We start from the raw sequence: 25,509 nt of genomic DNA, 5'->3' as shown, positions 1-25,509 counted from the left end.
TGACAATGCCGCTCACCCGGAGAGATTTCGCCAAGCGTTCCGCCCTCACCGGCGCGGGGGTCGCGCTGGCCGGCAGCGTCGGCGTGCTGGCCACCGCGCCGGGAGCCATCGGCGAGGAAGCGCCGGCCGCCGGCCCGGACGGTGCGGCGGACGGCCAGGGGCACACGATCGGCTACGGCCCGCTGATCGAGGACCCGGACGGCATCCTCGCGCTGCCCGCCGGGTTCTCGTACAAGATCATCACCCGGACCGGGGTGACCAAGCTCGACACCGGTGAGTCCACGCCCTCCAACCACGACGGCACCGGCACCTTCGAGGGGCACCGCGGCACCACCCTCCTCGTCAACAACCACGAGCTGAAGGGCCCGCGCGCCGACTGGCCGCACCCGGTGCCGCTGGCCGAAGGGCTGGTCTACGACCCGGCGGCGTCCGGCGGCTGCACGGTCGTCGAGGTCGCCAAGGACGGCACCCCGGTCGGCGAGTGGGTCGGCATCGCCGGTACGTCCACCAACTGCGCGGGCGGCACCACCCCTTGGGGCACCTGGCTCACCGGCGAGGAGACCGAGGACAAGGCCGGCGAGCACGGCATGACCAAGGACCACGGCTATGTCTTCGAGGTCGACCCGCACGACAGGCGGGCCGGCCGCGACCCCAAGCCGATCAAGGCGCTGGGCCGTTACGCCCACGAAGCGGTGGTCGTCGACCCCAAGCGCGGCCACCTCTTCCTGACCGAGGACGCCGCCACCCCCAACGGCCTCTTCTACCGCTGGACCCCGCCGCACGGTTTCCGGCACGGCCGCGGACAACTGCGCACGCTGGCCGATGACGCGGGCGTGCTGGAGGCCTTCAAGTGCTTCGACTCCGGTGGCCGGTTCGTCGACGACCTCTCGCGCGCCACCCAGACCGGCACCGTCTACGGCGTCGACTGGGTCGAGGTCCCCGACCGCGATGCCCGTACGGTCTCGGTGCGCAAGCAGTTCACGGACGGTGAGATCACCCGCGCCCGCAAGCTGGAGGGCCTGTGGTGGGCGGACGGCGGCGCGTACATCGTGTCCTCCTTCGCCCGCGCGGAGAGCCCGGTCCAGCACGACGGACAGGTCTGGTTCTACGACCCGCGGCGGCGGACCCTGACCCTGAAGGTGCTGCTGGGGGTCAATCAGGACCCTTCGAAGGACGGCGCGTTCGACGGCCCCGACAACATCACCGTCTCGCCCTACGGCGGGCTGATCATCGCCGAGGACGGCGAGGGCGTACAGCACCTCTTCGGGGCCACCGACGACGGCCGCACCTACCCGATCGCGCGCAACGACCTCAACAACGGCACCGCGGACAAGCCGGAGTTCAGTGAGTTCACCGGCCCGGTCTTCTCCCCGGACGGGCGGACGCTGTTCGCCAACATCCAGGAGCCCGGCATCATGCTGGCCATCACCGGCCCGTGGAAGCGGCAGCGCCGGCAGCGCTAGCGGCACCGCCTGCTGAGCCTCCCCCCTGCCTCAAGGGCATGGGGAGGATCAGCCGGCCACGGCCGTGATGACGTAGTAGTCCAGCAGACCGTCCCGATAAGCCGTCAGATAGCGGCGCGGCCACTCGTCACGCAGCTCGGGACGCTGAGCCATATAGCGGTCGTACGCCTCCCAGACCCCGTCGCCGATCGGTCGGACGCGGACCTCCCGCAGACCCGCCGCGGCCAGCGTCGCGGCGACATCGTCGACCACATGCGGGACGTCCAGGCCGTCGGCGTACGGGGGCAGCAGACCGGGCAGCGCGCGGGCGGCCTCATGGGTGCGGGCGAAGAACGTCGTCAGCGCCAGCCGGCCGGTCGCGCGCAGCACCCGCGCCGCCTCCCGGGCGAAACCGGCCGGATCGCGGAAGTGCTGCGCGGCCTCGACGGAGTACAGACAGTCGACGGCGTCGTCGGGCAGCGGGATGTCCTCGGCGGCGCCCAGGAGGAAGTCCAGCCGGGCCGGGGTCCCGGCGGAGGCGCCGAGCAGCGCCGCGTTCGCCTCCTGGGCGCGGGCGATCTGGTCGGGGTGGGCATCCAGGCCGATGACCTGGCCCAGGCCGAATTCCCGCAGCGCCAGCGCGCAGCCCAGGCCGCGCCCGCAGCCGACCTCCAGGGCGCTGCGGCCCTGCGGCCGGTCGAAGGTGTCCAGCACCAGCCGGTAGAGATCCTGCTCGCTGCGCACCCGGTCGGCCTCGCTCAGCGGCCGGTCCGCATGGCCCGGCACCCCGGCCCAGTAACCGAAGTTGATGAAGCCGCCGGCGAAGGCGGACACGGTGCTCAGGTCGAACTCGCCGTAGATCTTCGCGACCCGCTCGGGAAGGTCGGGCGGCGCTGGGCCGTCCGGGTGATCCGTGGGCTCGGTCGGGCCGGCCGGCGGCTGCTGCGTCATCGAACGCTCCTCGCGTGTGCCGTGGGGGGAATCTTGGGGGCGTGCGGACGTTGAAGGAGAGGTGGTGAGCTCGACGATACGGACGACACAATTCTCGATCCTGGACCGTTCCCGCACCAGGGAGGGACATCCCGAGGCGGCGGCGCTGCGGGACACGGTGGACCTGGCGCGGCGCGCCGAGAGGCTGGGCTACCACCGCTTCTGGGTCTCCGAGCACCACAGCGTGCCCGGGGTCGCCGGATCGGCACCGACGGTGCTGGCCGCCGCGGTGGCCTCGGCGACCTCCGCGATCCGGGTCGGGACGGGCGGGGTGATGCTGCCCAACCACCGGCCACTGGTCGTCGCCGAACAGTTCGGGGTGCTGGAATCGCTCTTCCCCGGCCGGATCGACATGGGGCTGGGCCGGTCGGTGGGCTTCACCGGCGGCATCCGCCGGGCGCTGGGCACGGAGAAGGACGCCACCGAGGACTTCGGGGACCGACTCGCCGAGCTGCTGGGGTACTTCGCGGGCACCCAGACGGCCCATCCGCAGGTGCACGCCCGGCCCGCCGAGGGGCTCACGGTCCCGGCGTTCGTGCTGGCCACCGGCGCCGGTGCGCAGGTCGCCGCGGCGGCCGGGCTGGCCCTGGTCATCGGTGACCTCCGCGGCAGGCAGAAGATGCTGGACGCCATCGACGCCTACCGGGACGCCTTCCGCCCCTCGGGGCTGTGGGAGCGGCCGTATGTCGTGATCTCCGGGACGGTGGCGGTGGCCGGTACGACGGAGCAGGCGCGGCGGCTGCTGCTGCCGGAGGCGCGGTCGTTGGCGTACTCCCGTACCCATGGGGTGTTTCCGCCGCTGCGGCCCGCCGACGACGGGCCGGCCGACGGTGCCGCGATGTCGGAACGGGAGCGGGGCTTCTACGAGGACGCCCAGCGCGGCCATGTGTACGGCACCGAGGAGCAGGTCGCCGAGGAGCTCGGCACGCTGATCGGGCGCAGCGGCGCGGACGAGGTGCTGGTCACCACCAGCTCCTACGACCGCCCGGCGCTGGTGGAGTCGTTCGAGAGGCTGGCGCGGGTGGTGGGCCTGACGGCGCGTGAGTGAGCTGCCGGGGACGGCGCGGCACCGTCCCCGCCGCGGCCGAGGCGGTCAGGGACGGTGCCGCGGTCAGGTCACAGGGCCTGGCCGCCCGGCTTGACCATGCCGCGTACCGTGCGGGCGTCGACGAACTCGCCCAGTGCGGTCATCTCCCACTCGCCGGAGAACTGCCGGATGAGCTTGGCCATCATCACGCCTGTGCGCGGTTCGGCGTGGGTGAGGTCGAAGCGGACCAGCTCCTCGCCGCTCTGGGCGTCCATCAGGCGGCAGTAGGCCTTGGCGACGTCGGAGAACTTCTGGCCGGAGAAGGAGTTCACGACGAAGACCAGACCGGTCACCTCCGGGGGGATCCCGCCGAGGTGGACGGTGATCGCCTCGTCGTCGCCCGCGCCCTCGCCGGTGAGGTTGTCGCCGGAGTGCTGGATGGCGCCGCCCAGGATCATCAGCTTGCCGAAGAAGCAGTTGTCGACCTTCTTGCGGTCGGGGCCGTAGGCGATGACGGAGGCGTCCAGGTCGATGCTCTTGCCGCGGAAGGCGGGCTCCCAGCCGAGGCCCATGGTGACCGAGCTGAGCAGCGGGCGGCCGCCCTTGACCAGCGAGACCGTCTGGTTCTTCTGGAGGCTGACGCGGCCCTTGTCGAGGTTGATCTTGCCGGAGCCGGGGGCCGGGGCGGCGGGCTGCGCGGCGGGCGGGGCCGGGGGAGCGGCGGCCGGCGGCGGGGCGGCCGGGGCCGGGGCGCCGGTGGGCGGTGCCCACTGGCCGGCGGGGGCTGCGGCTGCCGGGGGTGCCTGCGGCGCCGCGGCGGGCGCGGCCGGTTCCTCCACGCTGACGCCGAAGTCGGTGGCGATCCCGGCCAGGCCGTTGGCATAGCCCTGGCCGACCGCGCGGACCTTCCAGGCGCCGGCCCGGCGGTAGATCTCGACGACCACCAGCGCGGTCTCGGTGCCGAGCTGCGGCGGGGTGAAGGTGGCGATGACGCTGCCGTCGTCGGCGTTACGGACCGTGCCGGTCGGCTCCGTGCCGGCGAAGGTCGCGCCGGCGGCGTCCAGGCTCGCGGTGACCACGACCTTCTCGATGCCGTCGGGCACCGCGGCGGTGTCCACCGTGATGGTGTCACCGCCGCCGGCCGCCGCGGAGTGCGTCACGCCCGGTCCGGCGGGCTGGTTGTAGAACACGAAGTCGTCGTCGGAGCGCACCTTGCCGTCGGCGGCGAGCAGCAGGCCCGACACATCCAGCCGCACGGGCGCGGTGACATCCACCGCCACCCGAACGGCGGTGAGCGGGAGGTTCGAGCCAGGAGTCATAGCGGTCATGCCGGGACCAACGATCGGTTCGCCTTTGCGGTTCCATTACCTACGGCCGGACGGCCGACCGGCCCGCTCATCGGCGTTCGCGGGAGTTGCCGAACAGCAGCCGGTAGGCGATCAGCAGGACCAGGGCGCCGGCGATCGAGGCGATCCACATGGACGGCTCGCCGAAGTCCTTCGGTATCGGGCGGTGCAGGATCTTGGTGGAGAGCCAGCCGCCGATGAACGATCCCACGATGCCGATCAGGGTCGTGCCGACCAGTCCGCCCGGGTCCCGCCCCGGCAGCAGGACCTTGGCGATGACGCCCGCGATCAGCCCCAGTACGAGCCAGCTGACGATGCCCATGATGCGTTCCTCGTTCCTGCGCGGAGGGTTGGTACACCCACCAGGACGCCGCCCGGGCGGCGCGGGTTCCGTGGCGTGGTGCGACCCGTGTTCAGTACGGCCACCTGGGCGGGTCGGTGCAGAAGGCGCCGCCGAGGTGGGTGTGTTCGGGGTTTGTGGGATCCAGTGCGCCGTGCGCGGCGATGAGCTCCGCGGCGTACGGCTCGGAGTCGTCCTGCGGTGCGTAGCCCAGGGCGCGGGCACCGGACAGGTCCCACCACAGGCGGGTGTTGGCGGAGGAGCCGTAGACGACGGTGTGGCCCACGTCCGGCGCGGTCAGGGCCGCGTGCAGCAGCCGCGCGCAGTCGGCCGGGCTCAGCCAGATCGACAGCATCCGCACCGACGTCGGCCTGGGGAAGCAGGAGCCGATGCGGATCGAGACGGTCTCGATGCCGTGCAGGTCCCAGTAGAGCGAGGCGAGGTCCTCGCCGAACCCCTTGGAGAGGCCGTAGTAGGTGTCGGGGCGGCGCGGTGTGGTGACGGGGATGGCGGCGGAGCCGTCCGCGGGGCGCGGGGTGAAGCCGACCGCGTGGTTGGAGGAGGCGAAGACGATACGGCGCACGCCCGCCTCGCGCGCCGCCTCGTAGAGGTGATAGGTGCCCTCGATGTTGGCGTGCAGGATCTTCTCGAACGGGGCTTCCAGGGAGATGCCGGCGAGATGGACGATCGCGTCGACCCCGCGTACGGCCTCGCGCAGCGCGTCCGTGTCGGCCAACTCGGCGGTGATCGCCTCCGGTTCGCCCTCCGTGTTCTCGATGGTTCGCCGGTCGAACAGGCGCAGCCGGTATCCGTGGGGCGGCAGGAGCTCGCGCATCAGGGTGCCGAGCCCGCCGGCGGCGCCGGTGAGAAGGACGGTGCGGGGTGCGGTCATGGGCGGGTACTCCTCCGGCTGAGCTGCAAGGCTGTATGTACGGACGGCATTCAGATGTGTGGACAAGGTAGGGAGCTCGATCTCGGCCGGTCAAGACGCTTGACGGACCCGGCAAATCCGCTTGCCGCCCGCCAGTTGTGGGCCCTTGACCGGTGCGGTAAGGCTGCTCTAGCGTGGCTGCGTTCAGAAACATGGACGCTGATCAGAAACATGCACAAGCATGCCAGGGAGAGCCCGTGACCGCACACCCTCCTCCAGCTGCCTCCCCCACACTTCGTCCGGGCGGGGGTCCCTCCAGGAGGTACCCCCAGCTCGCCGACCGCCTCGACGGACTGCTGTTCTTCCCCGTGACCGCGTACACGCCGGACGGCGCCCTGGACCTGGCGGCCTTCCGTGCCCATGTCCGCGGCGGCATCGACGCGGGCGCGGCCGCCGTCTTCGCCTGCTGCGGCACCGGCGAATTCCATGCGCTGGCACCCGAGGAGTTCGCCGACTGCATCGCGGCCGCGGTCGAGGAGACCGCGGGCCGGGTCCCGGTCATCGCCGGTGCGGGCTACGGCACCGCGCTCGCCGTCCACTTCGCCCGCCTCGCCCAGGAAGCCGGCGCCGACGGACTGCTGGCCATGCCGCCCTACCTCGTCGTCGCGGGCCAAGAGGGACTGCTGCGGCACTACACCGCACTCGCCGCCGCCACCCCGCTTCCCGTCATCGTCTACCAGCGCGACAACGCCGTCTTCGAACCGGCCACCGTCGCCGCCCTGGCCAGGACCCCGGGCATCATCGGCCTCAAGGACGGTGTGGGCGACCTCGATCTGCTCCAGCGCATCATCAGCGCCGTCCGCACCGAGGCCCCCGACGAGGACTTCCTCTACTTCAACGGCCTGCCCACCGCCGAACTCACCGGCCCCGCCTACCTGGGCCTGGGCGTACACCTCTACTCCTCCGCCGTCTTCGCCTTCGCCCCCGAGATCGCCCTCGCCTTCCATCGGGCGCTTACCACCGGCGACGACGACACCGTGGCCCGGCTGCTGGACGGCTTCTACCGGCCGCTGGTCGAACTGCGCAACCAGGGCCGCGGCTACGCCGTATCGCTGGTCAAGGCGGGTGTACGGATGCGCGGCCTGGACGTCGGCGAGGTCCGCCCGCCGCTCAGCGAACCGGCCCCGGCGCACCTCAAGGAGCTGGCCGCGCTGATCGAGCACGGTCTGGCCCTGGTCGCGGACGCGCCCGGAGCCGGTGCCTGATGCGCACCGCCGCCTTCCTCTACCCCTGGGACGTGGTCGGCGACCCGGACGCCGCCGGACGCCTCGTCCGCCTCGGTATCCAGCAGGTCACCCTGGCCTCCGCCTACCACTCCACCCGCGCCCTCACCCCGCGCCACCCCCGCCACCGCATCGTCACCGCCCGGCACGCCGCCGTCCTCTACCCACCGGACCCCGCCCGCTGGGCCGGCCGGGAGCTGCGGCCGTACACCCAGGACTGGGTGAGCGATCCGGACCCCTTCGGCGCGGCCGCGCGGGCGCTGGCCGACGCCGGTCTGGAGGTGCACACCTGGGTCGTCCTCGCGCACAACTCCCGCCTGGGCGCCGAGCATCCGGCCACCGTCGTGCGCAACGCCTACGGCGACCCCTATCCCTGGGCGCCCTGCATCGCCCGCCCCGAGGTGCGCGACTACCTCGTCGACCTCGCCGCCGAGGCGGCCGTACGGCCCGGCGCCCGGGGCACCGAGCTGGAGTCCTGCGGCTGGTACGGACTGGCCCATCTGCACGCCCACGACAAGATCGCCGGAGTGCCGCTCTCCGGCGCCGCCCAGTACCTGATGTCGGTGTGCTTCTGCACGGTGTGCGCCGAGGGGTACGCCGAACTGGGCGTGCCCGCACGGCAGTTGCGGACGGCCGTGGTGCGGGCCCTGGAGCCGCTGTGGGCGTCCGGCGAGGCCGGACCGGCGATGGAGGTCCCCCCTGGACCGGAGCTTGTCGAAGGTCCTTGGGAGAGGGAGGGCGAGTGGGCCGCGGTGGAGGCGCTGCTCGGCACGGAGCTCGCGGGGGTGCTGCGCACCTGGCGGGACCGAGCCGCCCGGACGCTGCAGCGCGCGGCGGTACGCGCCGTACGGGATGCCGCGGTGGACGGGTTCCGGGTGCTGCTGCACGCCGACCCCGCCGCACACCGCTGCGGCGCCAACGCCGGTGTGGACCCGGCCGATGTGCTCGCGCACGCCGATGGGGTGGTGCTGCCGTGCACCGGCGGGGCCGCCGCCCGCGCGCAGGTGCTCGCCCCGTTCACCGGCCGTACGGCCGAACCGGCCTGCGCCGCCGAGACGGCCACTGTCGCCGAGACCGCCTCCGCCGCCGAGACCGCCTCCGCCGCCAGGACCGCCTCAGCCGTCGAAGCGACCGTGCTGGCCGCCAATTTCACCGTGGTCTCCGGCATGGGCGGCAGCCCCGGCACCCTCGCCGCCGACGCCATGCACGCCGCCTCGCTGGGCGCCGGCGAACTGCGGCTCTACCACGCGGGCCTGGCGAGCGAGAGCGACCTGGCGGCCGTACGGGACGCGCTGCGCAAGATCGGGGACAACTCCGGGAAGCGGCCCCCATACTGACCCCGCCCCCGGGCAGGTCGAATGCAAGGGGCCCAGCCGCCCCCTACGGACCTCCCCGTACGGGCCCACCGCCCTCCCGGCAACGCCGCGAGGTCCCGTGCCAGACGCCTCGGGCCCGGCCATGACCCATCGGAGGGGCCCTGGCCCCGGCGCTCACCCCGGCCGGACGAATCCGCACTCGTACGCGGCGATCACCGCCTGGGTCCGGTCCCGCACCCCGAGCTTGGCCAGTACCCCCGCCACATGCGTCTTCACCGTGGCCGGGCCCACCCCCAGCCGGTCCGCGATCTCGGCGTTCGTCAGCCCGCCGGTCATCAGCCGCAGCACCGCACGCTCCCGCTCGGACAGCCGGGCCCGCAGCGCCCGCACCGCATCGTCCGCGGCCCGCTCGCCGGCGTGCCGGGCGGCCAGCGCGCGCACCGCCGCCGGGAACAGCAGCGAGTCGCTGCGTGCCACCAGCCGTACGGCCTGGACCAGATCCTCCGCGCCGGACCGCTTGAGCAGGAACCCGCTGGCGCCGGCCCGCAGCGCGTCATACACATAGGCGTCGTTCTCGAAGGTCGTCACCACGATGATGCGCGGCGGCTCGGACATCCCGGCGAGCAACTGCTCGGTCGCGCGGATCCCGTCGATCTCCGGCATCCGGACGTCCATCAGCACGATGTCCGGGCGCAGTTCACGGACCAGCGGTACCGCCTCGGCGCCGCTCGCCGCCTCGCCGACGACCTCCATATCGCCCTCGGCGCCCAGGATCGCGCGCAGCGCCGTACGCACCATCCGCTCGTCGTCGGCCAGGACGATGCGCAGGGGCCGGGGGCTTCCGGGGGGCTCGCCGGCCCCGCTGCCTGGAATCTCACCGATGCCGTCGTGCTGAACCGTGCTCATGCCCCGTCCATCCCCCTCGTGTGCTCGCTCTTCCCCGGCAGCGGCAGCGGCAGCCGGGCCGCCAGCCGCCATTCGCCGTCCTGCGCCGCGGCCGTCGCCTCGCCGCCCAGCAGCCGGGCGCGCTCGGTGATCCCGCGCAGCCCCCGGCCGCCGCCCGTACGCGCTGCCGTCGCGGCGGGGTCCGGCCCGGTGTCGTCCCCCGCCAGCGGATTCTCCATCCGCAGCGTCAACTGCCCATCTCCCACCCGTAGTTGCAGCCGGACCGGTACCGGCCCGGCGTGCCGCAGCGCATTGCTGAGGCCCTCCTGCACGATCCGGTACGCCTCCCGCGAGACCACCGGGGGCAGCCCGGCACACCGCCCCTCGACCGTCGCCTCGACCGCCACGCCTGCCGCGCGGGTCCGGCCGAGCAGCGCCTCCAGGCCGTCCAGGGTCGGCGCCGGCGCCGCCGGATCGGTGCAGTCCTCCTCACGCAACAGCCCCAGTACGGTGTCCAGTTCGGCGACCGCCTCGCGGGTGGTCTCCTCGATGGCGGTGAGCGCCTGCCGGGCGAACTCCGGGTCCGCGTCCAGCACCCGGCGGGCCGCGCTCGCCTGTAGGGTGACGGCGCTGAGCGCATGCCCCACGGAGTCGTGCAGTTCGCGGGCCAGCCGGTTGCGGGACGCGAGATCGGCGGCCCGGCGCTCGGCTGCGGCCAGCCGGTCGGCGGGCGTGGGCCCCAGCAGCAACGGCGCCCAGCGGGCCAGCAGTTCCCCGGCCGTCCAGGCGGTGCCGACGATCAGGGCCAGCAGCGCCAGCCCGGCGAGCGGGCCGTACACACCGTGGAAGACCTCCGGCCACATCAGCGCGGTGTGCTGGAGCGGCTTTGAGAACGGCATGACGAGGAGCACGATCACGGCCGGCGGCGCGGACAGCGTCATCCCGCTGACGATGCCGCCGGCCGCGAGATGCGCCACGAACCAGAGCGCGGTGCGCCGACGGGCCGCCCAGGACATGGCCGGTCCGTCGGCCAGCCGCTCCGCGCGGACGCCGCACAGCGTCCGTACGGCGGACACCTCCAGCGGCCGCATCGGCGGGAGGAGCAGCGCGACCAGGGCGGCGAGCGGCAGCGCGCAGCCGAACGCGATGAACTGCGAGGCCATGTCCCGCAGTGGGTCGGCGCCGTCCATGAGCAGCGCCAGGACGACCGAGGCCACCAGGAAGAACGGCATCAACAGCGCGCCGCCCAGAATCAGATGGATCCAGCGGGCGCCCAGCACCCGGATCCGGTGCCGGCCCGCTATGCGCACCGCGCGGCCTCGCGTTCGGCGAAGAAGTGCGCCCCGGCCACGGCCACCAGCATCCCGACGATCATCTGCACAGCGTAAGTGAGGCTCATCAGCGGTGTGGGCAGCTTCGGGTCGGCCGCCGTGACGGTCAGCGTGGTCAGCGTCATCCAGCCGCCCCAGCAGGCCAGCGCGCCCGCCCCGATCCAGGTGGCGGCCAGCGGCAGCAGCAGCGGGACCCGGCGGCCGCGGCCGTGAGCGAGCGTCAGCGCGCCGGCCGCGGTGAGCACGGCGAACAGTACGTACCCGGCGTCGTTGAGCCGGGCGTCGAGATCCACCGCCGCGGCCCGCGCGGGGTTCAGCCCGGCCGTGCTGCCGGTCGCCCACAGCAGATGCACCGCGGCGGGCAGCAGGCTGAGCACGGCCACCGCGGCCGCGGTCAGCCGCCGTGCGGAGCGGGTCGGGCTGGGCGGGAGGGTGCCGAGACAGCCGCGCCACAGATGGCCCCAGCGCTCCCTGGCGTAGAGCACGAAGAGGGTGCCCAGGGCCAGGCCCTGCACGATGAAGCCGCTGTAGACGATGTTCCACACCCAGGGGGCGAGCAGTTCGTCGGGGCTGCCGCCGGAGCCGCCGCTGCCGCCCGCGCCGTCGCGCAGCGCCGCGGCCAGACTCTGCACGGGGAAGACCGCGAGGATCGGCGCGATCAGTCCGGTCGCGCACCACATCGGTAGCGCGAGCAGCCAGGCCGGCACCCGCTGTCCCCAGGGCCGGGTCAGCAGGAACGCCAGCACGATCACCGCCGCGTCCATCAGCACGGTGAGCAGGTTCAGCGCCATCAGGGAGTTGCCGTCCTGGCGCAGCGCACTGCCCTCGGGGATGCCGAGCCGGCTGCCCGCGACCCAGGCGATCTTGAGCGAGAGATAGGGGACGCAGGCGGCCAGGGTGGTCACGCGCAAAACGGTGCGGGCGGTACCGGCGGCCCCGCGCGGGGCGGGGAGCTCGCCGGGGAGGTGCGGGGCCGGGGCCTGTTGGCCGCTCTGGATGCTCATGACGTCCAGACTTCCGGCGGCCCGCCCCTGCCACCTCGGCCCCGGCGACGATCTGCCTCCGCCGTACGGGGGAGTGGCCGCTCAGCCGGGCTGCCGGCCGGTCCGCCTCACAGCCGCCGGGTGGCCAGCGTCAGCCGGTCGCGGGCGTCGAACAGGGTGTCCTTGATCATCTGCTCATGGGCCGGGGTCAGCCGGGCCACCGGCACCGAGCAGCTGATCGCGTCCCGGGCCGGGGTGCGGTAGGGGATCGCGACGCCGAAGCAGCGCAGGCCCAGCGTGTTCTCCTCGCGGTCGACCGCATAGCCCTGCTCGCGCACCGCGTGCAGTTCCTCGATCAGCTGCTCGCGGTCGGTGATGGTGTGCTCGGTCAGCTGCGCGAGGGTCGGCGGCAGCATCGCCCGGACCTGGTCGTCGGTGTACGTGGCGAGCAGCGCCTTGCCCAGTGACGTGGAGTGCGCGGGCAGCCGCCGGCCGACGCGGGTGAAGGGGCGCAGATAGTGCTGCGACTGACGGGTGGCGAGATAGACGACGTTGGTGCCGTCCAGGCGGGCGAGGTGGATGGTCTCGGTGGTGTCGTCGGAGAGCCGGTCCAGCGTCGGCCGGGCCGCGGCCACCACCTCGTCGCCGTCGATGTACGACGTGCCGACCAGCAGCGCGCGCACGCCGATGCCGTAGCGGGTGCCGGTGGCGTCGGTCTCGACCCAGCCCAGGTCGACCAGGGTGCGCAGCAGCATGTAGAGGCTGGACTTCGGATAGCCGACGGCTTCCTGGACGGAAGCCAGGCTGTGCATACCGGGGCGGCCCGCGAAGTACTCGAGCAGCTCCACCGTCCGCACCGCGGACTTGACCTGCGATCCACCGGTATCGGCAGCTGACATCGCCCTTGACCCCTCTGTTCGGACCGCCATAGAGTCCCAGTTGTTCATGATCCGGGACGTCGTTCAGCATATCGAACGCGGTCCGGTGTGCTGCAAGGTTCGGAACGTCCCTGAAGGGACTCGGCACGGCATCGCCCGGGAGGAATGCACGGTGGCAGCAGCAGCACCAGTCTGGAGTGTCGACCCCCGAACCGGGAAGCAGCGGGAACAGGTTGCGGTGGAGGCCACAGCGGACGAGGTGGACGCGGTGGTCCGCGCCGCACACGCCGCCCGTGGCGCACTCGCCGACCGCACCGTACGCGCCGCCCTGCTGCGCCGCGCCGCCGCCCTGCTCGACGAGGCGGGCGAGGCGGTCATCGAGGCCGCCGACGCCGAGACCGCGCTCGGCCCCGGCCGGCTCACCGGCGAACTGACCCGCACCACCTACCAGTTGCGGGCCTTCGCGGACATCGTCGACGACGGCGCCTTCCTCGACGTACTGATCGACCACGCCGACCCCGGCCTCACCCCGCCCCGGCCCGATCTGCGCCGCTACAAGATCCCGCTGGGCGCCGTCGCGGTCTACTCCGCCAGCAACTTCCCGCTCGCCTTCTCCGTGCCCGGCGGCGACACCGCCAGCGCCCTCGCGGCCGGCTGCCCCGTCGTCGTCAAGGCGCACCCGGACCACCCCGCCACCTCCGAGCTGTGCACCGCGCTGCTGCGCCGCGCCGCCACCGAGGTCGGCCTGCCGGAGGGCGTGGTGAACCTGGTGCACGGCTTTCAGGCCGGTATCGACCTGGTCCGCCATCCGCTGATCACCGCGGCCGGCTTCACCGGCTCGGTACGCGGCGGCCGCGCCCTGTACGACGCGGCCGCGGCCCGCCCGCACCCCATCCCCTTCCATGGCGAGCTGGGCAGCCTCAACCCCGTCGTGATCACCGAGGACGCGGCCGGCGAACGCGCCGAGCAGATCGGCGCCGGGCTGGCCGGTGCGATGACGCTCGGCGTCGGCCAGTTCTGCGTCAAGCCGGGCCTGGTCCTGGCGCCCGAGGGCGAGACCGGCGACCGGCTGCTGAAGTCGCTGACCGCCGCCGTCAGCGACACCGAGGCGGGCGTGCTGCTCGACCACCGGATGCGGGAGGCGTTCCTGGACGGGGTGCGCACCCGCGCCGAGCTCCCCGACGTCGAGGCGCCGGTGACCCCCGGCGCGGGCGGGGAGCACACCGTCAGCGCCGGGTTCCTCGCCGTGCCCGCCGCCCGCCTGGCCACCGAAGGCCCGCACGACCTCCTCCTGGAGGAGTGCTTCGGCCCGGTGACCGTCGTCGCCCGCTACGCCGACGAGGCCGAGATCGGCGCCGTACTCGCCCGGCTCCCCGGCAACCTCTCCGCGACGCTGCAACTCAGCGACGCGGAGAGCGCCGGCACCGACGACGCGGGGCGCGGCGCCCGGCTTCTGGCCGAGGTCACCCCGCTCGCCGGCCGGGTGGTCGTCAACGGCTGGCCGACCGGCGTCGCGGTCGCCCCCGCCCAGCACCACGGCGGCCCCTACCCGGCCACCACCTCCACCTCCACCTCCGTCGGCGGCACCGCCGTCGAACGCTGGCTGCGCCCGGTCGCCTACCAGGACACCCCGGCCGCGCTGCTGCCGCCCGAGCTGCGCGAGGACAACCCGTTCGGCCTGCCGCGCCGGGTCGACGGCCGCGCCGAGGGCGCGTAGGGCGTGTCTTCCGGATCGGCCCGGGCCCTCGGCACCGTGCGTCCCCCCACCGAAGCGGCCGCCCTCCAGGTCCGCGCCGCGACCCACGCGGACCTGGCGGCGATCGCCGCCCTGCACGCCCGCGCCCGCGCCGCGTACCACCGCGCCCGCTTCCCGGACGCGCCCTTCGACGCCGTGGCCGAGCACGCCCGATGGCACGACGCCTGGGCACGCGTACTGGACCGCGACGACACCCCCGCGCTCTGCGCCGTACGGCACCACACGGTCCTCGGCGCCGCCTCCTACCGCCCTCGCACCGACCGCCACGGGCCGACCGTCACGCTCCACCAGCTCCATGTCGACCCCGCCCACTGGGGCACCGGCGTCGGCCGCGCCCTGCACACCGCCTGCCTCGACGCCTGGCGCGCGGCCGGCTTCTCCCGGGCCGTCCTCGACGTGCTCTGGCACAACCACCGGGCCCGCGCCTTCTACACCGGCCTCGGCTGGCGCCCCGACCCGGACCGCCGCCCCGCCCCCGACGCCACCCACCTCACCCTGGCGCTGGACCTGGCGCCCCAAGAGCATCCGACGCCGCTGCCGCCTCCCGCCGGGCGATGATCTGCAGCCGCCCGGCCGTCCGCCCGTCCAGCGTGGCGACCGACCCCACCCGCTCCGTCACCACCGAGAAGCCCGCCGCCCGCACCAGGCCCCGCAGCCGCTGTGGCGGATGGTGCCGGAACACCCCGCCGTCGGGCGTCTCGAACACCCCGTACGTGCCGTACCGCTGCGCGAACCGCGCATAGCGCTCCTGGTTGTACGGATCGTCCTGCAACGGCACATCGCTCAGATACAGCACCCCGCCAGGGCGCACCAGCCGCCCCAGCTCGCCGACGATCGCCGACTGATCCCCGTCCCCCGGCACACATGTGAGCACCGCGAACAGCAGCGCCGCATCGAACGACCCCTCCTCGAACGGCAGCGGAAACCCGGCCCACCGCATCAGATCCAGCCCCGGATGCTCGCGCCGCCCCCGCGCGATCAGCGCCGCCGAGACATCCACCCCGCGCACCTCGCGATACCCGAGCCCGGCCAGCTCGGCGGTCAGCCGCCCGTAGCCGCAGCCGTAGTCCAGCACCCGCGCGGCCCTTGGCACATAGGCGTCCAGCAGCGCCGGATCCAGGGGATGGGTGAAGGTCTTGGCGGACCCGGTCGTCTCCCAGAAGCCGAGAAATCCCTGTGGCGAGGTCATGCCCGGACCGTACCCGCGGAATAGCCCGCCGCCCCACGAGGTTGCACCAGGACACATCCACCACGAGGAAAGTCAGCTCATGCGCGTCGAAATCTGGTCCGACATCGCCTGCCCCTGGTGCTACATCGGCAAGGCCCGTTTCGAGGCCGGGCTCGCCGCCTTCGCGCACCGCGACGGTGTCGAGGTGGTGCACCGCTCCTTCGAGCTGGACCCGAAGGCACCGGCCGCCACCGACATACCGGTGCTCGACATGCTCGCCACGAAGTACGGCGTCAGCCGCGCGCAGGCCGAGGAGATGGAGGCCCGGGTCGCCGCCGCGGCCGCCGACGAGGGTCTCGGCTACCGCTCCGACCGGATCCACGGCAACACCTTCGATCTGCACCGGCTGCTGCACCTCGGCCAGGAGCACGGCGTCCAGGACGCGCTGCTCGACGCCTTCTACCGCGCCAACTTCGCCGAGGCCAGGACCCTCGGCGACCCCGCGGTGCTCAGCGAGATCGCCGTCGCCGCCGGCCTGCCCGCCGACGAGGTCGCCCGGGTGCTGGCCGACCCCGACGCGTACGCCCAGGAGGTACGCGCCGATGAGCGCGAGGCCGCCGAGCTCGGCGCCACCGGCGTGCCCTTCTTCGTCATCGACCGCCGGTACGGCATCTCCGGCGGCCAGCCCGCCGAGGTCTTCCGGCAGGCCCTGGAGCGCGCCCACGCCGACGGTGCCGTGCAAGTCCTGTCGGCCCGCGACGCCGAGGTCTGCGGGGACGACGGCTGCGCCGTTCCCGGGAAGTGACCGCTCCCCGGCCCGCCCGCATGCCCTGCGACCTGCACGGATGAGCCATGCTTGCGGGCCGGCCCGGCGGATACGCCGTGGACGGGGCGCGGATCGCCCCGCACAGTGGAGTCATGCAGCGACATGAGCCACTGGGCGGGGCCGAATTCGCGCCCGAGACGACCTATCTGAACTCCGCCTCCAGCGGACTCCTCCCCCGGCGCAGCGCCGCCGCCCTGCGCGCGGCCATCGAGGAATCCGCCTCCTACGGCACCATGGGCCGCGACTACTTCGGACCCCCCACCGCCTCCCGGGCCGCCTTCGCCCGGCTGCTGGACATCCCCGCGGAACGGGTCGCCATCGGCAGCTCGGTCGCGGTGCAGTCCGCGTTCGTCGCCGCCTCGCTCCCGCCGGGCGCCGAAGTGCTGGCCCCCGAGGGCGACTTCAGCTCCCTGGTCAATCCGTTCGCCACCCACCCGGGCGTCAAGCTGCGCACCGTACCGCTGGAGGCGCTCGCCGACGAGGTGCGCCCCGGCACCGCCCTCGTCGCCCTCGGCGCCGTGCAGTCGCTCGACGGCCGGATCGCCGATCTGCCGGCGGTACGGGAGGCCGCGCGGACCCATGGGGCGCGTACGTATCTCGACATCACCCAGGGCGCCGGCTGGCTGCCGCTGCGCGCCACCGACTTCGACTTCGTCGTCTGCGGCGCCTTCAAATGGCTGCTGTGCCCGCGCGGTACGACCTTCATGGCCTTCGGCGGGGAGCACGGCGACGGCGGCGACGGGGCATGGCCGGCCGCGTTGCATGCGGGCTGGGTCGCCGGAGAGGACATCGGCGAGTCCAACTACGGCGTGATCCGGCCGGCCGCCACCGCCCGGCGCTTCGACGAACCGCATGCCCACTTCTCCTACGTCGCCGCCGAGCACTCCCTCGCCCTCATCGAGGAGCTGGGCGTGGCCACGATTCACGCCCACAACACCGCGCTCGCCGACCACTACCGCGCGGGGCTGGCCGAGCGCGGCCTCGCGCCCCGTCCCGCGCCCGGCTCGGCGATCGTCTCCACCCCCGGGCTCGCGGACGCGGAGCGCCGGCTGACCGAGGCGGGAGTACGGATCTCGGTGCGCGGCGGGCTGCTCCGCGCGGCCTTCCATCTCTACAACTCGACGGATGACGTGGACCGGCTGCTGGCCCTGCTCGACGGTTAGGGTCCCGGCGCGGCGGGAATGCCGGGGTCGCGGTGGTTGCTGATGTAATGGCCAACGATTCAGCTCCGTACCTGAGTTGATGACCCGTTGACCACAGTTGAGAGGCCGTCAGTGACCACCGCGTTCGACCCCACCGACCTCGCCGGCATCCCCCTCGCCAACCGCATCGTCATGGCGCCCATGACCCGCAACCGCGCCACCGCCGAGGGCGTCCCCACCCCGTCCATGGTCCGCTACTACACCCAGCGGGCCTCGGCCGGTCTCCTCATCACCGAGGCCACCCAGACCGAACTCATCGGTCGCGGCTACCCACTGACCCCCGGCCTGCACACCCGCGAGCAGATCGCCGGCTGGCGCGAGGTCACCGACTCCGTGCACGCCGCGGGCGGCAAGATCTTCGCCCAGCTGTGGCACGGCGGCCGCATCGGCCACCCGGTGCTGCTGCCCGACGGCCTGGTGCCGGTCGCGCCCTCCGCGGTCGCCGCGGCCGGCCAGGGCTTCACCCACGAGGGCCTCAAGGACTTCGTCACCCCGCGCGAGCTGACCGGCGAGGAGGTACGCGAGACCATCGCCGGGTTCGCGGCCGCGGCCCGTAACGCGATCGAGGCCGGGTTCGACGGCGTGGAGATCCACGGCGCCAACGGCTATCTGGTCCACCAGTTCCTGGCGCCCAACTCCAACCTGCGTACCGACGAGTGGGGCGGCTCCGACGAGGGCCGCGCCCGCTTCGCCATCGAGGTCGTCAGGGCCGTCGCCGACGCGGTCGGCGCGCACCGCACCGGTCTGCGCATCTCGCCCGGCAACACCTTCAACGACATGACCGAACCCGCACCCGAAGCCACCTACACCGCGCTGATCGAGGCCATCGCCCCGCTGGGCCTGGCCTACCTGCACACCTGCGATGTGCGCGACCTGGAGCTGCTGGCCAGGCTGCGCAAGCGCTTCGGCGGCACCTTCGTGCTCAACCCGGCCACCGACGGCCGGCCCACCGGCCTCCAGGAGCTCCCGCTCGTCGAGGAGGGTGCGGCCGATCTGCTCGCGTACGGCGCGCTGTTCCTCGCCAACCCCGATCTGCCCGCGCGGCTGGCGGCCGGCGGCCCGTTCAACACCCCGGACCGCGCAAGCTTCTACGGCGGCGACGACACCGGCTACCTCGACTACCCGGCGCTGACGGACTGAGCCGTACTCCCGAAACGCCTCCTCGCACGAGACGGCGCGGTCGCCGCACAGACCCTGCTGTGCGGCGACCGCGCCACCGGTGTCTCCGCCGTGTCTACCTCACCGGCGTGAAGTCCCGCGCCCCGATGTACTCCGGGCGCCGGACCGGAGCCGCGAACGGCTCCACCGCCGCGTTGTCCACGCTGTTGAAGACGATGAAGACATTGCTGCGCGGGTAGGGCGTGATGTTGTCGCCGGAGCCGTGCATCGCGTTGCAGTCGAACCAGGTCGCCGAGCCGGCCTTGCCGGTGAACAGGCGGATGCCGTGCCGGTCCGCCATCTTCGTCAGGACCTCGTCCGACGGGATGCCCGCGTCCTGCATCTGCAGGGACCGCTTGTAGTTGTCCTTCGGCGTCGCACCCTCGCAGCCCACGAAGTGCTGATGCGAGCCCGGCATGATCATCAAGCCGCCGTTGGTGTCGTAGTTCTCCGTCAGCGCGATCGAGACCGACACGGTGCGCATGTTCGGCAGACCGTCCTCGGCGTGCCAGGTCTCGAAGTCCGAGTGCCAGTAGAAGCCGGAGGCACCGAAGCCGGGCTTCACATTGATCCGTGACTGGTGGACATAGACGTCCGAGCCGAGGATCTGCCGGGCGCGGCCGACCACCCGCGGGTCCGAGACCAGCCGGGCGAACACCTCGCTGATCTTGTGCACCTCGAAGACGGACCGTACGCTCTGCGACTTCGACTCGACGATGGAGCGCGGGTCGGCGCGCATCGCCGGGTCGAGCACCAGCCGGTCCAGTTCGGCGCGGTACACCGCGACTTCCTCCGCCGTGAGCAGTTCCCCGATGGCGAAAAAGCCGTCGCGTTCGAAGTCGCTCAGCTCGGACGGCGCGAACGGGCCGGCCGCTCCGGGCTGCGACCACACCACCGGGTCCTTCCGCGGGGTGATGACCTCGGCGGTCCCACGGGTCGGGTACAGGTCGGCGATGCGCTCGGGTGCGGTGGTCATGGTGTTGCCTTCCTCTCCTCTCGTACGGGCTCTGGCTTCCGTGCGTGTGTGCGTGCCTTCCTCAGCTGCCGGACGGGGCAGGCGGGTGAGGTGACGCCTCAGACCGCCTCGGGCTCCGCTTCGGGCTCGGTGAGCAACGGGTAGACCCCGTTCTCGTCGTGGTCCTCGCGGCCGGTGACCGGCGGGTTGAAGACACACACGCAGCGGAAGTCCTCCTTGATCCGCATGGTGTGCTTCTCGTGCCCGTCGAGCAGGTACATCGTGCCGGGCGTGATGGTGTACTTCTCGCCGGTCTCGTCGTTGGTGAGCTCGGCCTCGCCCTCCACACACAGCACGGCCTCGATGTGGTTCGCGTACCACATCGACGTCTCGGTACCCGCGTACAGGATGGTCTCGTGCAGCGAGAAGCCGACGCGCTCCTTGGCGAGCACGATGCGCTTGCTCTCCCACGTACCGGACTTGGCCTTGACGTGGCGGTCGGTGCCTTCGATGTCCTTGAAGGATCGGACGATCACGGTGAGTCGGTGCCTTTCTGTGGAACGGTAAGGAACCCCGCGGGGGTCAGGCGCAGTCGCGGACCGCGCGGGCGAGGGTACGAAGGCCCTCGTCCAGCTCCTCGGGGGTGGTCGTCAGCGCGGGCAGCAGCTTGACGACCTCGCTCTCCGGGCCGGAGGTCTCGATCAGCAGACCCAGCTCGAAGGCGCGCGTGGCGATCTTGCCCGCGAGGCTCTTGTCGATGCACTCCAGGCCCCAGACCAGACCGCGGCCGCGGTACTCGGCGATGGCGTCCGGGTGCTCCTCGACGATGGCCTTCAGGTGCGCTTCGACGATCTCACCGCGGGCGAGAGTCTGCTTCTCCATCTGGCCGTCGGCCCAGTAGGTGTCGAGCGCGGCGGCGGCGGTGACGAAGGCCGGGTTGTTGCCGCGGAAGGTGCCGTTGTGCTCGCCCGGCTCCCAGATGTCCAGCTCGGGCTTGAACAGCGTCAGCGCGAGCGGCAGGCCGTAGCCGCTGATGGACTTCGAGACGGTGACGATGTCCGGCACGATGCCCGCCTCCTCGAAGGAGAAGAAGGCACCTGTACGGCCGCAGCCCATCTGGATGTCGTCCACGATCAGCAGCATGTCGCGGCGCTCGCACAGGTCGGCGAGGGCGCGCAGCCACTCGGGGCGGGCGACATTGATGCCGCCCTCGCCCTGGACCGTCTCGACGATCACGGCGGCGGGGGTGTTCAGACCGGAGCCCTGGTCCCCGAGCAGCCGCTCGAACCACAGGAAGTCCGGGTACGCCCCGTCGAGGTAGTTGTCGAACGGCATGGGAGTGCCGTGCACCAGCGGGATGCCGGCGCCGGCCCGCTTCATGGAGTTGCCGGTGACGGCGAGCGCGCCCAGCGACATGCCGTGGAAGGCGTTGGTGAAGGACACGATCGACTCGCGGCCCTTGACCTTACGGGCCAGTTTCAGCGCCGCCTCGACGGAGTTGGCGCCCGTCGGGCCCGGGAACATGACCTTGTAGGGCAGGTCGCGCGGCCGCAGAACGATGTTCTGGAACGACTCCAGGAACGCCCGCTTGGCCGTGGTGGACATGTCCAGGCCGTGGGTGATGCCGTCCCGCTCGATGTAGTCGATCAGGGCGCGTTTGAGTACCGGGTTGTTGTGGCCGTAGTTGAGCGATCCGGCGCCGGAGAAGAAGTCGAGGTAGGTGTGCCCGTCCTCGTCGGTGATCCGGCTGCCCTGTGCGCGGTCGAAGATGGTGGGCCAGCCACGGCAGTAGCTGCGCACCTCCGACTCCACGGTCTCGAAGACGCTCAGATCGGGCTGGGTGATGGTCACAGCATGCTCCTGGGAGATGAGTGGCGAAAGGATGAGGAAGTCTGTGGGGGCTGGGCGGCGACGGCGGTCCCACGGGGTGCCGGTTCCGCTCGGCCGCTGCGGCTCTGTGGCCGTGCGGCCCTCGGGGGTTACCGCCCTGGAGGGGCCGGTGGTGTGAACGGGCCTATGAGGTGCAGCACCTCCGGCTCGTGGCCCTGCTCGGGGAACAGCCCCGCATCGAAGAGCACCTCGCGCCTCACGGGCACCGAGTGCCGTTCCGCGAACGACGCGAACATCCGGTTGGACGCGGTGTTGTCGGGGGTGACGGTGGTCTCGACGAAGCGAATGCCCAGCTCGTCCATGGCCCGGGTGGTCAGCCCGTCCAGGAGTGCGGCCGCCAGTCCCCGGCCGCGGTGCGCCTCGCCGACGGCAACCTGCCAGACGACGAGGGTCTCCGGGCGCTCGGGGCGGATGTACCCGGTGACGAAGGCGGCCGGCTCGCCCTCCGTGTCGCGTGCGACGACAGAGGTGGCGGCGAAGTCGCGACACCACAGGAGGTAGCTGTAGGACGAGTTGAGGTCCAGCGCCTTCGAGTCGCGGGCGATGCGCCAGATCGCGGCTCCGTCCTCCACGCGTGGGGTGTCGAGCTTGAAGCCCTCCGGAAATTCTCCGATATCGCTACGGGCACGTGCATGGTCTGCTTGTGCGGCGGTCATGGGAATTAAATTTACCCAGGGAAAAGGGAAATTGCATCGCGGGCAGGGGTTACGGAAGCGATCGATATATGTTACCGCGCGGGGGCGCCCGGGCGCGCGACGAGGCTGCAAGATGTGCCGATTTGACCGGGAAGTTCGGGGCGAAACGGACACGCTGTGTAGTCGGTCACAGCTCTGTAACGCCGTCGAGATGCGTCCGAATTACGGCACTTGCCACTAGCGAAATCTTGGCGTTTGAGCTGCGGAAAAGCGGGCAGAAGAATACGGGAAGCTGCACATCTGAAGAATTGGTAATTCGCCGGCAGAAGGTCTGGCGGAAGGGCCATGGAAACGCGTGCGGCAAACCCATGACAAGACCCGCAAGAACATGCGCGAGGGATTGTCCGGAAACGTACGGAGAACCGTGCGGAGAACGCGCGGAGAACACACAGCGAAGGCGCCGGGAAGGCGCAGCGGAAACGCGTGGAGAACAGAAGCGAACGCGCGGTGGGGAAGCCGTGGCCGACGCTCGTCGGCTTCCGGCCGACGGCCGGGGGGAAGGCGAATGCACAGCGGCCCGACGCCACTGCCGCGGCCCCCGCGGCGCCGCCTAAAGTGCCGGTATGACGTCCATGAGTGAAGGTGCGGTGCTGCACCTCAAGGGGAGGGTCCTCGTCGGGCCGGACGATGTGCGCGACGAGCTGTGGATCGTCGGCGGCCGGGTGACGTACGACCGGCCGGCCATGGCACGCGATGCCACCACCGTGGAGGGCTGGGCACTGCCGGGCCTGGTCGACGCCCACTGCCATGTCGGCCTGGACGCACACGGCCCGGTGGACGCTCCCACCAGCGAAAAACAGGCGCTCACCGACCGTGACGCCGGCACCCTGCTGATCCGCGACGCCGGATCCCCCTCCGACACACGCTGGATCGACGACCGCGAGGACCTGCCGCGGATCATCCGCGCCGGCCGCCACATCGCCCGTACCAAGCGCTATATCCGCAACTACGCGTACGAGATCGAGCCGGACGACCTGGTCGCCTATGTCGCCCGGGAAGCCCGTCGCGGCGATGGCTGGGTCAAGCTCGTCGGCGACTGGATCGACCGCTCCACCGGCGATCTGTCGGCCTGCTGGCCCCCTGGCGCGGTGGAGGCGGCCATCGCCGAGGCGCACCGGCTCGGCGCCCGGGTCACCGCCCACTGCTTCGCCGAGGACTCCCTCGCCCCGCTCGTCGAGGCCGGTATCGACTGCATCGAGCACGCCACCGGACTCACCGAGGAGACCATCCCGCTGTTCGCGGAGCGGGGCGTCGCCATCGTCCCCACGCTCGTCAACATCGCCACGTTTCCGCAGCTCGCGGCCGGTGGCGAGGCGAAGTACCCGCGCTGGGCGGACCATATGCGGCGGCTCCACGAGCGCCGCTACGACACCGTACGGGCCGCCTACGACGCCGGGGTGCCCATCTTCGCCGGCACGGATGCCGGTGGCTCGCTCGCCCACGGCCTGGTCGCCGAGGAAGTCGTCGAGCTGACGAAGGCCGGTCTGCCGGCGGTCGCCGCGCTCTCCGCCACCACCTGGGGCGCCAGGGACTGGCTGGGCCGCCCCGGCCTCACCGAGGGCGCCTCGGCGGACCTGGTGGTCTACGAGAGCGATCCACGCGAGGACGTCCGGGTGCTGGCCGCGCCGCGGCGGGTGGTGCTGCGCGGCCAGGTGGTCGGCTAGGGCGGCTCCGGCCCCTGTTCCGCGGGGAAGGCGACGTCAACGGTGGCGCCCTCATGCGATGAGCCGTTGAACGTCGCCGGTCAACCCAGGTCACCCAGGTGGTGGGGCGATTGTGGCGTGGGTGATGCATCGTGCCGCGGGAATCGAATAGAGGCGCGGAAACCACCCATTGGAGTGAACTGACCTCACGTGGCTGCCTGTTCACCCTCCGTGCAGACACGATGTGCGGGTCGAGGTCGTCGGCCCGCGTGATGTCCCCCATTGGCGCGGCCGGCGACTCCATTTCTCCTGTGGGGGTTCCACACACGTGTCCACCAGTCCCACCAGCTCCTCCGGCATGCCCCGACGCCTCGCCGCGACCTTCGTCGCCGCAGCGCTCACGGCCGGCCCCGCCGTCCTGCTCGGCGCCGCGCCCGCACATGCCACCGGAGACCACGGCTCGACCCCCGGCACGTCCGGTGCGGTCGTGCTGCGTACCGGCCTGAACGTCGGTCTGCTCAACAAGACGCTCGATGTCCCGCTGAACGTCGTCCTGAACGAGGTGCACGCCCCGGCCTCCGCCGACAAGACCCTGCTCACCGTCGACCTGGACGGCATCAACCAGGGCAAGCCGTTCAGCGTGCTGCGCGCCGATGTCGCCACCGCACGGGCCACCGCCGACCGCCACAAGGCCGAGGGCTTCGCCAACCTGGTGCGCGCCAAGGTGCATCTGCCCGGTCTGCCGCTGCTGTCCCTGATCGAGGTCCAGCAGGTCACCGCCAAGGCGGTGTGCGAGGCGGGCCACCGGCCCCGGGCCGAGTCGAACGTGCTGGGCAGCGTCCTCGTCCTGGGCAAGAAGGTCACGCTCAAGGCGGCCGGGACGACGGAGGTCAAGGTGCCGGGCGTGGGCGAGGTGCGGCTCGACCTGTCCAAGAAGAACGTCACGTCCAAGACCGCCGCGGCCACCGCGCTCGATCTGAACGTCTCCGTCAACCCGCTGAAGCTCAACGTCGCCGATGTACGCGGCCGGGTCACCCTCGCCCGGGCCACCTGCACCGCCCCGGGGAAGGCGCCCGAGCACAACGGCTCCGGCGGCACCAGCGGTGGTCAGACCAGTGGCGGCCAGACCGGCGGTGGGCAGACCAGCGGCGGCACGAGCGGCGGCGGCACCGAGCAGTCCGGTGGCAAGGGCACCCAGGTGTCGCAGACCGGCTCCCACCCGAGCACCCAGAACCTCGCGGAGACCGGCGGCAGTTCGACCACTCCGTATCTCGCCGGCGGCGCGGCCCTGCTGCTCGTCGCGGGTGCCGGATCGATGGTCTACGCCCGCCGGCGCCGCGGCGCCGCGCCGCAGGGTGGCCGCGGCTGATCGACCCGTACACCGCGCCGGTGCTGTGGGGGCGCCGCGCGCGGGGTACGCGAGGTGCGCCGTATGGGCCCGTACGGCGCACCTCACCCTCGCCGGGGTCCCTGTCGCAGCATGGTTCGGGACCCCGGCGAGGTCTTCTCCGGCCGGGGGTCCGG

24 protein-coding genes are annotated in these 25,509 nt (G+C 72.3%); 11 read left to right on the top strand and 13 right to left on the bottom strand.

Features of this window, described 5'->3' with window-relative positions:
* Nucleotides 1-5: 5 nt before the first annotated feature.
* Nucleotides 6-1,463 carry an alkaline phosphatase PhoX gene (locus KI385_RS12015; RefSeq protein ID WP_238572177.1) on the top strand — a complete coding sequence of 486 codons (1,458 nt, stop codon included), beginning with the start codon at nt 6-8 and terminating at the stop codon, nt 1,461-1,463.
* Between the two features lie 48 nt (nt 1,464-1,511).
* Here the strand turns inward: KI385_RS12015 and KI385_RS12010 are convergent, their stop codons facing one another.
* The gene (locus tag KI385_RS12010; RefSeq protein WP_238572176.1) at nt 1,512-2,393 is read right to left on the bottom strand and encodes a class I SAM-dependent methyltransferase; all 882 of its coding nucleotides are present in this window, start codon (nt 2,391-2,393) and stop codon (nt 1,512-1,514) included.
* A 64-nt stretch (nt 2,394-2,457) separates the two neighbouring features.
* Here KI385_RS12010 and KI385_RS12005 point away from each other — a divergent pair, with 64 nt between their 5' ends.
* A complete protein-coding gene (locus tag KI385_RS12005) occupies nt 2,458-3,480 on the top strand; it encodes an MsnO8 family LLM class oxidoreductase (protein ID WP_238572175.1) in 1,023 nt (340 codons plus the stop codon).
* A gap of 68 nt (nt 3,481-3,548) precedes the next feature.
* On the opposite strand, the gene KI385_RS12000 is transcribed toward KI385_RS12005, so the two are convergent.
* The 3 genes from KI385_RS12000 to KI385_RS11990 all read right to left on the bottom strand — a co-directional run bounded on the left by KI385_RS12000 (nt 3,549) and on the right by KI385_RS11990 (nt 6,037).
* Nucleotides 3,549-4,778, bottom strand: coding sequence for a TerD family protein (locus KI385_RS12000; protein WP_238577666.1), 1,230 nt, complete (start codon nt 4,776-4,778; stop codon nt 3,549-3,551).
* A 76-nt stretch (nt 4,779-4,854) separates the two neighbouring features.
* On the bottom strand, nt 4,855-5,127 hold the full coding sequence (locus KI385_RS11995; protein WP_128502450.1) for a GlsB/YeaQ/YmgE family stress response membrane protein: 273 nt from the start codon (nt 5,125-5,127) through the stop codon (nt 4,855-4,857).
* A gap of 91 nt (nt 5,128-5,218) precedes the next feature.
* Nucleotides 5,219-6,037: an NAD-dependent epimerase/dehydratase family protein gene (locus KI385_RS11990; RefSeq protein WP_238572174.1), complete on the bottom strand. Its 819-nt coding sequence runs from the start codon at nt 6,035-6,037 to the stop codon at nt 5,219-5,221.
* Between the two features lie 236 nt (nt 6,038-6,273).
* On the opposite strand from KI385_RS11990, the gene KI385_RS11985 reads away from it, so the two are divergent.
* A complete protein-coding gene (locus KI385_RS11985; protein WP_425356903.1) occupies nt 6,274-7,281 on the top strand; it encodes a 5-dehydro-4-deoxyglucarate dehydratase in 1,008 nt (335 codons plus the stop codon).
* A complete protein-coding gene (locus KI385_RS11980) occupies nt 7,281-8,636 on the top strand; it encodes a hypothetical protein (RefSeq protein ID WP_238572173.1) in 1,356 nt (451 codons plus the stop codon). Before KI385_RS11985 ends, KI385_RS11980 begins: the two co-directional genes overlap by 1 nt.
* Before the next feature lie 153 nt (nt 8,637-8,789).
* Here KI385_RS11980 and KI385_RS11975 read toward each other — a convergent pair whose 3' ends face one another.
* From KI385_RS11975 to KI385_RS11960, 4 genes are all read right to left on the bottom strand, one after another.
* Nucleotides 8,790-9,521 carry a response regulator transcription factor gene (locus tag KI385_RS11975; protein WP_425356902.1) on the bottom strand — a complete coding sequence of 244 codons (732 nt, stop codon included), beginning with the start codon at nt 9,519-9,521 and terminating at the stop codon, nt 8,790-8,792.
* A complete protein-coding gene (locus KI385_RS11970) occupies nt 9,518-10,732 on the bottom strand; it encodes a sensor histidine kinase (protein ID WP_238577663.1) in 1,215 nt (404 codons plus the stop codon). The genes KI385_RS11975 and KI385_RS11970 overlap by 4 nt, the downstream gene beginning before the upstream one ends.
* A gap of 68 nt (nt 10,733-10,800) precedes the next feature.
* Nucleotides 10,801-11,835 (bottom strand): hypothetical protein, encoded by a 1,035-nt coding sequence (locus tag KI385_RS11965; protein WP_238572172.1) that lies wholly within the window; start codon nt 11,833-11,835, stop codon nt 10,801-10,803.
* Between the two features lie 107 nt (nt 11,836-11,942).
* A complete protein-coding gene (locus KI385_RS11960; RefSeq protein ID WP_128511254.1) occupies nt 11,943-12,713 on the bottom strand; it encodes an IclR family transcriptional regulator in 771 nt (256 codons plus the stop codon).
* A 151-nt stretch (nt 12,714-12,864) separates the two neighbouring features.
* Between KI385_RS11960 and KI385_RS11955 the strand changes: the two genes are divergently transcribed.
* Both KI385_RS11955 and KI385_RS11950 read left to right on the top strand, forming a co-directional pair.
* Nucleotides 12,865-14,409, top strand: a complete 1,545-nt coding sequence (locus KI385_RS11955) for an aldehyde dehydrogenase (NADP(+)) (protein WP_281066843.1) — start codon at nt 12,865-12,867, stop codon at nt 14,407-14,409.
* 3 nt (nt 14,410-14,412) lie between these two features.
* Nucleotides 14,413-15,006: a GNAT family N-acetyltransferase gene (locus KI385_RS11950; RefSeq protein ID WP_238572170.1), complete on the top strand. Its 594-nt coding sequence runs from the start codon at nt 14,413-14,415 to the stop codon at nt 15,004-15,006.
* On the opposite strand, the gene KI385_RS11945 is transcribed toward KI385_RS11950, so the two are convergent.
* Nucleotides 14,939-15,637: a class I SAM-dependent methyltransferase gene (locus KI385_RS11945; protein ID WP_238572169.1), complete on the bottom strand. Its 699-nt coding sequence runs from the start codon at nt 15,635-15,637 to the stop codon at nt 14,939-14,941. The genes KI385_RS11950 and KI385_RS11945 overlap by 68 nt on opposite strands.
* Before the next feature lie 79 nt (nt 15,638-15,716).
* Here KI385_RS11945 and KI385_RS11940 point away from each other — a divergent pair, with 79 nt between their 5' ends.
* The 3 genes from KI385_RS11940 (at nt 15,717) to KI385_RS11930 (ending at nt 18,784) form a co-directional block, all read left to right on the top strand.
* Nucleotides 15,717-16,421, top strand: a complete 705-nt coding sequence (locus KI385_RS11940) for a DsbA family oxidoreductase (RefSeq protein ID WP_238572168.1) — start codon at nt 15,717-15,719, stop codon at nt 16,419-16,421.
* Between the two features lie 113 nt (nt 16,422-16,534).
* Nucleotides 16,535-17,605 carry an aminotransferase class V-fold PLP-dependent enzyme gene (locus tag KI385_RS11935; protein WP_238572167.1) on the top strand — a complete coding sequence of 357 codons (1,071 nt, stop codon included), beginning with the start codon at nt 16,535-16,537 and terminating at the stop codon, nt 17,603-17,605.
* 111 nt (nt 17,606-17,716) lie between these two features.
* Complete coding sequence (locus KI385_RS11930) at nt 17,717-18,784, top strand: alkene reductase (protein WP_238572166.1); 1,068 nt, start codon at nt 17,717-17,719, stop codon at nt 18,782-18,784.
* Between the two features lie 94 nt (nt 18,785-18,878).
* On the opposite strand, the gene thpD is transcribed toward KI385_RS11930, so the two are convergent.
* The 4 genes from thpD to ectA form a co-directional block, all read right to left on the bottom strand.
* Complete coding sequence (gene thpD, locus KI385_RS11925) at nt 18,879-19,778, bottom strand: ectoine hydroxylase (RefSeq protein WP_238572165.1); 900 nt, start codon at nt 19,776-19,778, stop codon at nt 18,879-18,881.
* A gap of 98 nt (nt 19,779-19,876) precedes the next feature.
* On the bottom strand, nt 19,877-20,293 hold the full coding sequence (locus tag KI385_RS11920; RefSeq protein WP_128511240.1) for an ectoine synthase: 417 nt from the start codon (nt 20,291-20,293) through the stop codon (nt 19,877-19,879).
* A gap of 46 nt (nt 20,294-20,339) precedes the next feature.
* Entirely contained in the window at nt 20,340-21,608 is a 1,269-nt protein-coding gene (gene ectB, locus KI385_RS11915) for a diaminobutyrate--2-oxoglutarate transaminase (protein WP_238572164.1), read from the bottom strand.
* A gap of 128 nt (nt 21,609-21,736) precedes the next feature.
* Nucleotides 21,737-22,303, bottom strand: coding sequence for a diaminobutyrate acetyltransferase (ectA, locus tag KI385_RS11910; RefSeq protein ID WP_238572163.1), 567 nt, complete (start codon nt 22,301-22,303; stop codon nt 21,737-21,739).
* 611 nt (nt 22,304-22,914) lie between these two features.
* Between ectA and KI385_RS11905 the strand changes: the two genes are divergently transcribed.
* Nucleotides 22,915-24,006, top strand: a complete 1,092-nt coding sequence (locus KI385_RS11905; protein ID WP_238577662.1) for an amidohydrolase family protein — start codon at nt 22,915-22,917, stop codon at nt 24,004-24,006.
* Nucleotides 24,007-24,343: 337 nt separating this feature from the next.
* On the top strand, nt 24,344-25,354 hold the full coding sequence (locus tag KI385_RS11900) for an SCO1860 family LAETG-anchored protein (RefSeq protein ID WP_425357068.1): 1,011 nt from the start codon (nt 24,344-24,346) through the stop codon (nt 25,352-25,354).
* The last annotated feature ends 155 nt before the right edge of the window (nt 25,355-25,509 follow it).

Source organism: Streptomyces inhibens (assembly GCF_022221585.1).
GTDB lineage: Bacteria > Actinomycetota > Actinomycetes > Streptomycetales > Streptomycetaceae > Streptomyces > Streptomyces inhibens.
This window is presented reverse-complemented; position numbering and strand designations above follow the sequence as displayed.

What these genes read in the sequence shown, in the direction of transcription:
- KI385_RS12015 (WP_238572177.1), top strand. Translation starts at nt 6, where the DNA reads ATGCCGCTCACCCGGAGAGATTTCGCCAAGCGTTCCGCCCTCACCGGC.
- KI385_RS12010 (WP_238572176.1), bottom strand. Translation starts at nt 2,393, where the DNA reads ATGACGCAGCAGCCGCCGGCCGGCCCGACCGAGCCCACGGATCACCCG.
- KI385_RS12000 (WP_238577666.1), bottom strand. Translation starts at nt 4,778, where the DNA reads ATGACTCCTGGCTCGAACCTCCCGCTCACCGCCGTTCGGGTGGCGGTG.
- KI385_RS11995 (WP_128502450.1), bottom strand. Translation starts at nt 5,127, where the DNA reads ATGGGCATCGTCAGCTGGCTCGTACTGGGGCTGATCGCGGGCGTCATC.
- KI385_RS11990 (WP_238572174.1), bottom strand. Translation starts at nt 6,037, where the DNA reads ATGACCGCACCCCGCACCGTCCTTCTCACCGGCGCCGCCGGCGGGCTC.
- KI385_RS11980 (WP_238572173.1), top strand. Translation starts at nt 7,281, where the DNA reads ATGCGCACCGCCGCCTTCCTCTACCCCTGGGACGTGGTCGGCGACCCG.
- KI385_RS11975 (WP_425356902.1), bottom strand. Translation starts at nt 9,521, where the DNA reads ATGAGCACGGTTCAGCACGACGGCATCGGTGAGATTCCAGGCAGCGGG.
- KI385_RS11970 (WP_238577663.1), bottom strand. Translation starts at nt 10,732, where the DNA reads ATGCCGTTCTTCCTGGTGGCCTCGGTCGTCCTGGCGCTGCTCATGGAC.
- KI385_RS11965 (WP_238572172.1), bottom strand. Translation starts at nt 11,835, where the DNA reads ATGAGCATCCAGAGCGGCCAACAGGCCCCGGCCCCGCACCTCCCCGGC.
- KI385_RS11960 (WP_128511254.1), bottom strand. Translation starts at nt 12,713, where the DNA reads ATGTCAGCTGCCGATACCGGTGGATCGCAGGTCAAGTCCGCGGTGCGG.
- KI385_RS11945 (WP_238572169.1), bottom strand. Translation starts at nt 15,637, where the DNA reads ATGACCTCGCCACAGGGATTTCTCGGCTTCTGGGAGACGACCGGGTCC.
- KI385_RS11940 (WP_238572168.1), top strand. Translation starts at nt 15,717, where the DNA reads ATGCGCGTCGAAATCTGGTCCGACATCGCCTGCCCCTGGTGCTACATC.
- KI385_RS11935 (WP_238572167.1), top strand. Translation starts at nt 16,535, where the DNA reads ATGCAGCGACATGAGCCACTGGGCGGGGCCGAATTCGCGCCCGAGACG.
- thpD (WP_238572165.1), bottom strand. Translation starts at nt 19,778, where the DNA reads ATGACCACCGCACCCGAGCGCATCGCCGACCTGTACCCGACCCGTGGG.
- ectA (WP_238572163.1), bottom strand. Translation starts at nt 22,303, where the DNA reads ATGACCGCCGCACAAGCAGACCATGCACGTGCCCGTAGCGATATCGGA.
- KI385_RS11905 (WP_238577662.1), top strand. Translation starts at nt 22,915, where the DNA reads ATGAGTGAAGGTGCGGTGCTGCACCTCAAGGGGAGGGTCCTCGTCGGG.
- KI385_RS11900 (WP_425357068.1), top strand. Translation starts at nt 24,344, where the DNA reads ATGCCCCGACGCCTCGCCGCGACCTTCGTCGCCGCAGCGCTCACGGCC.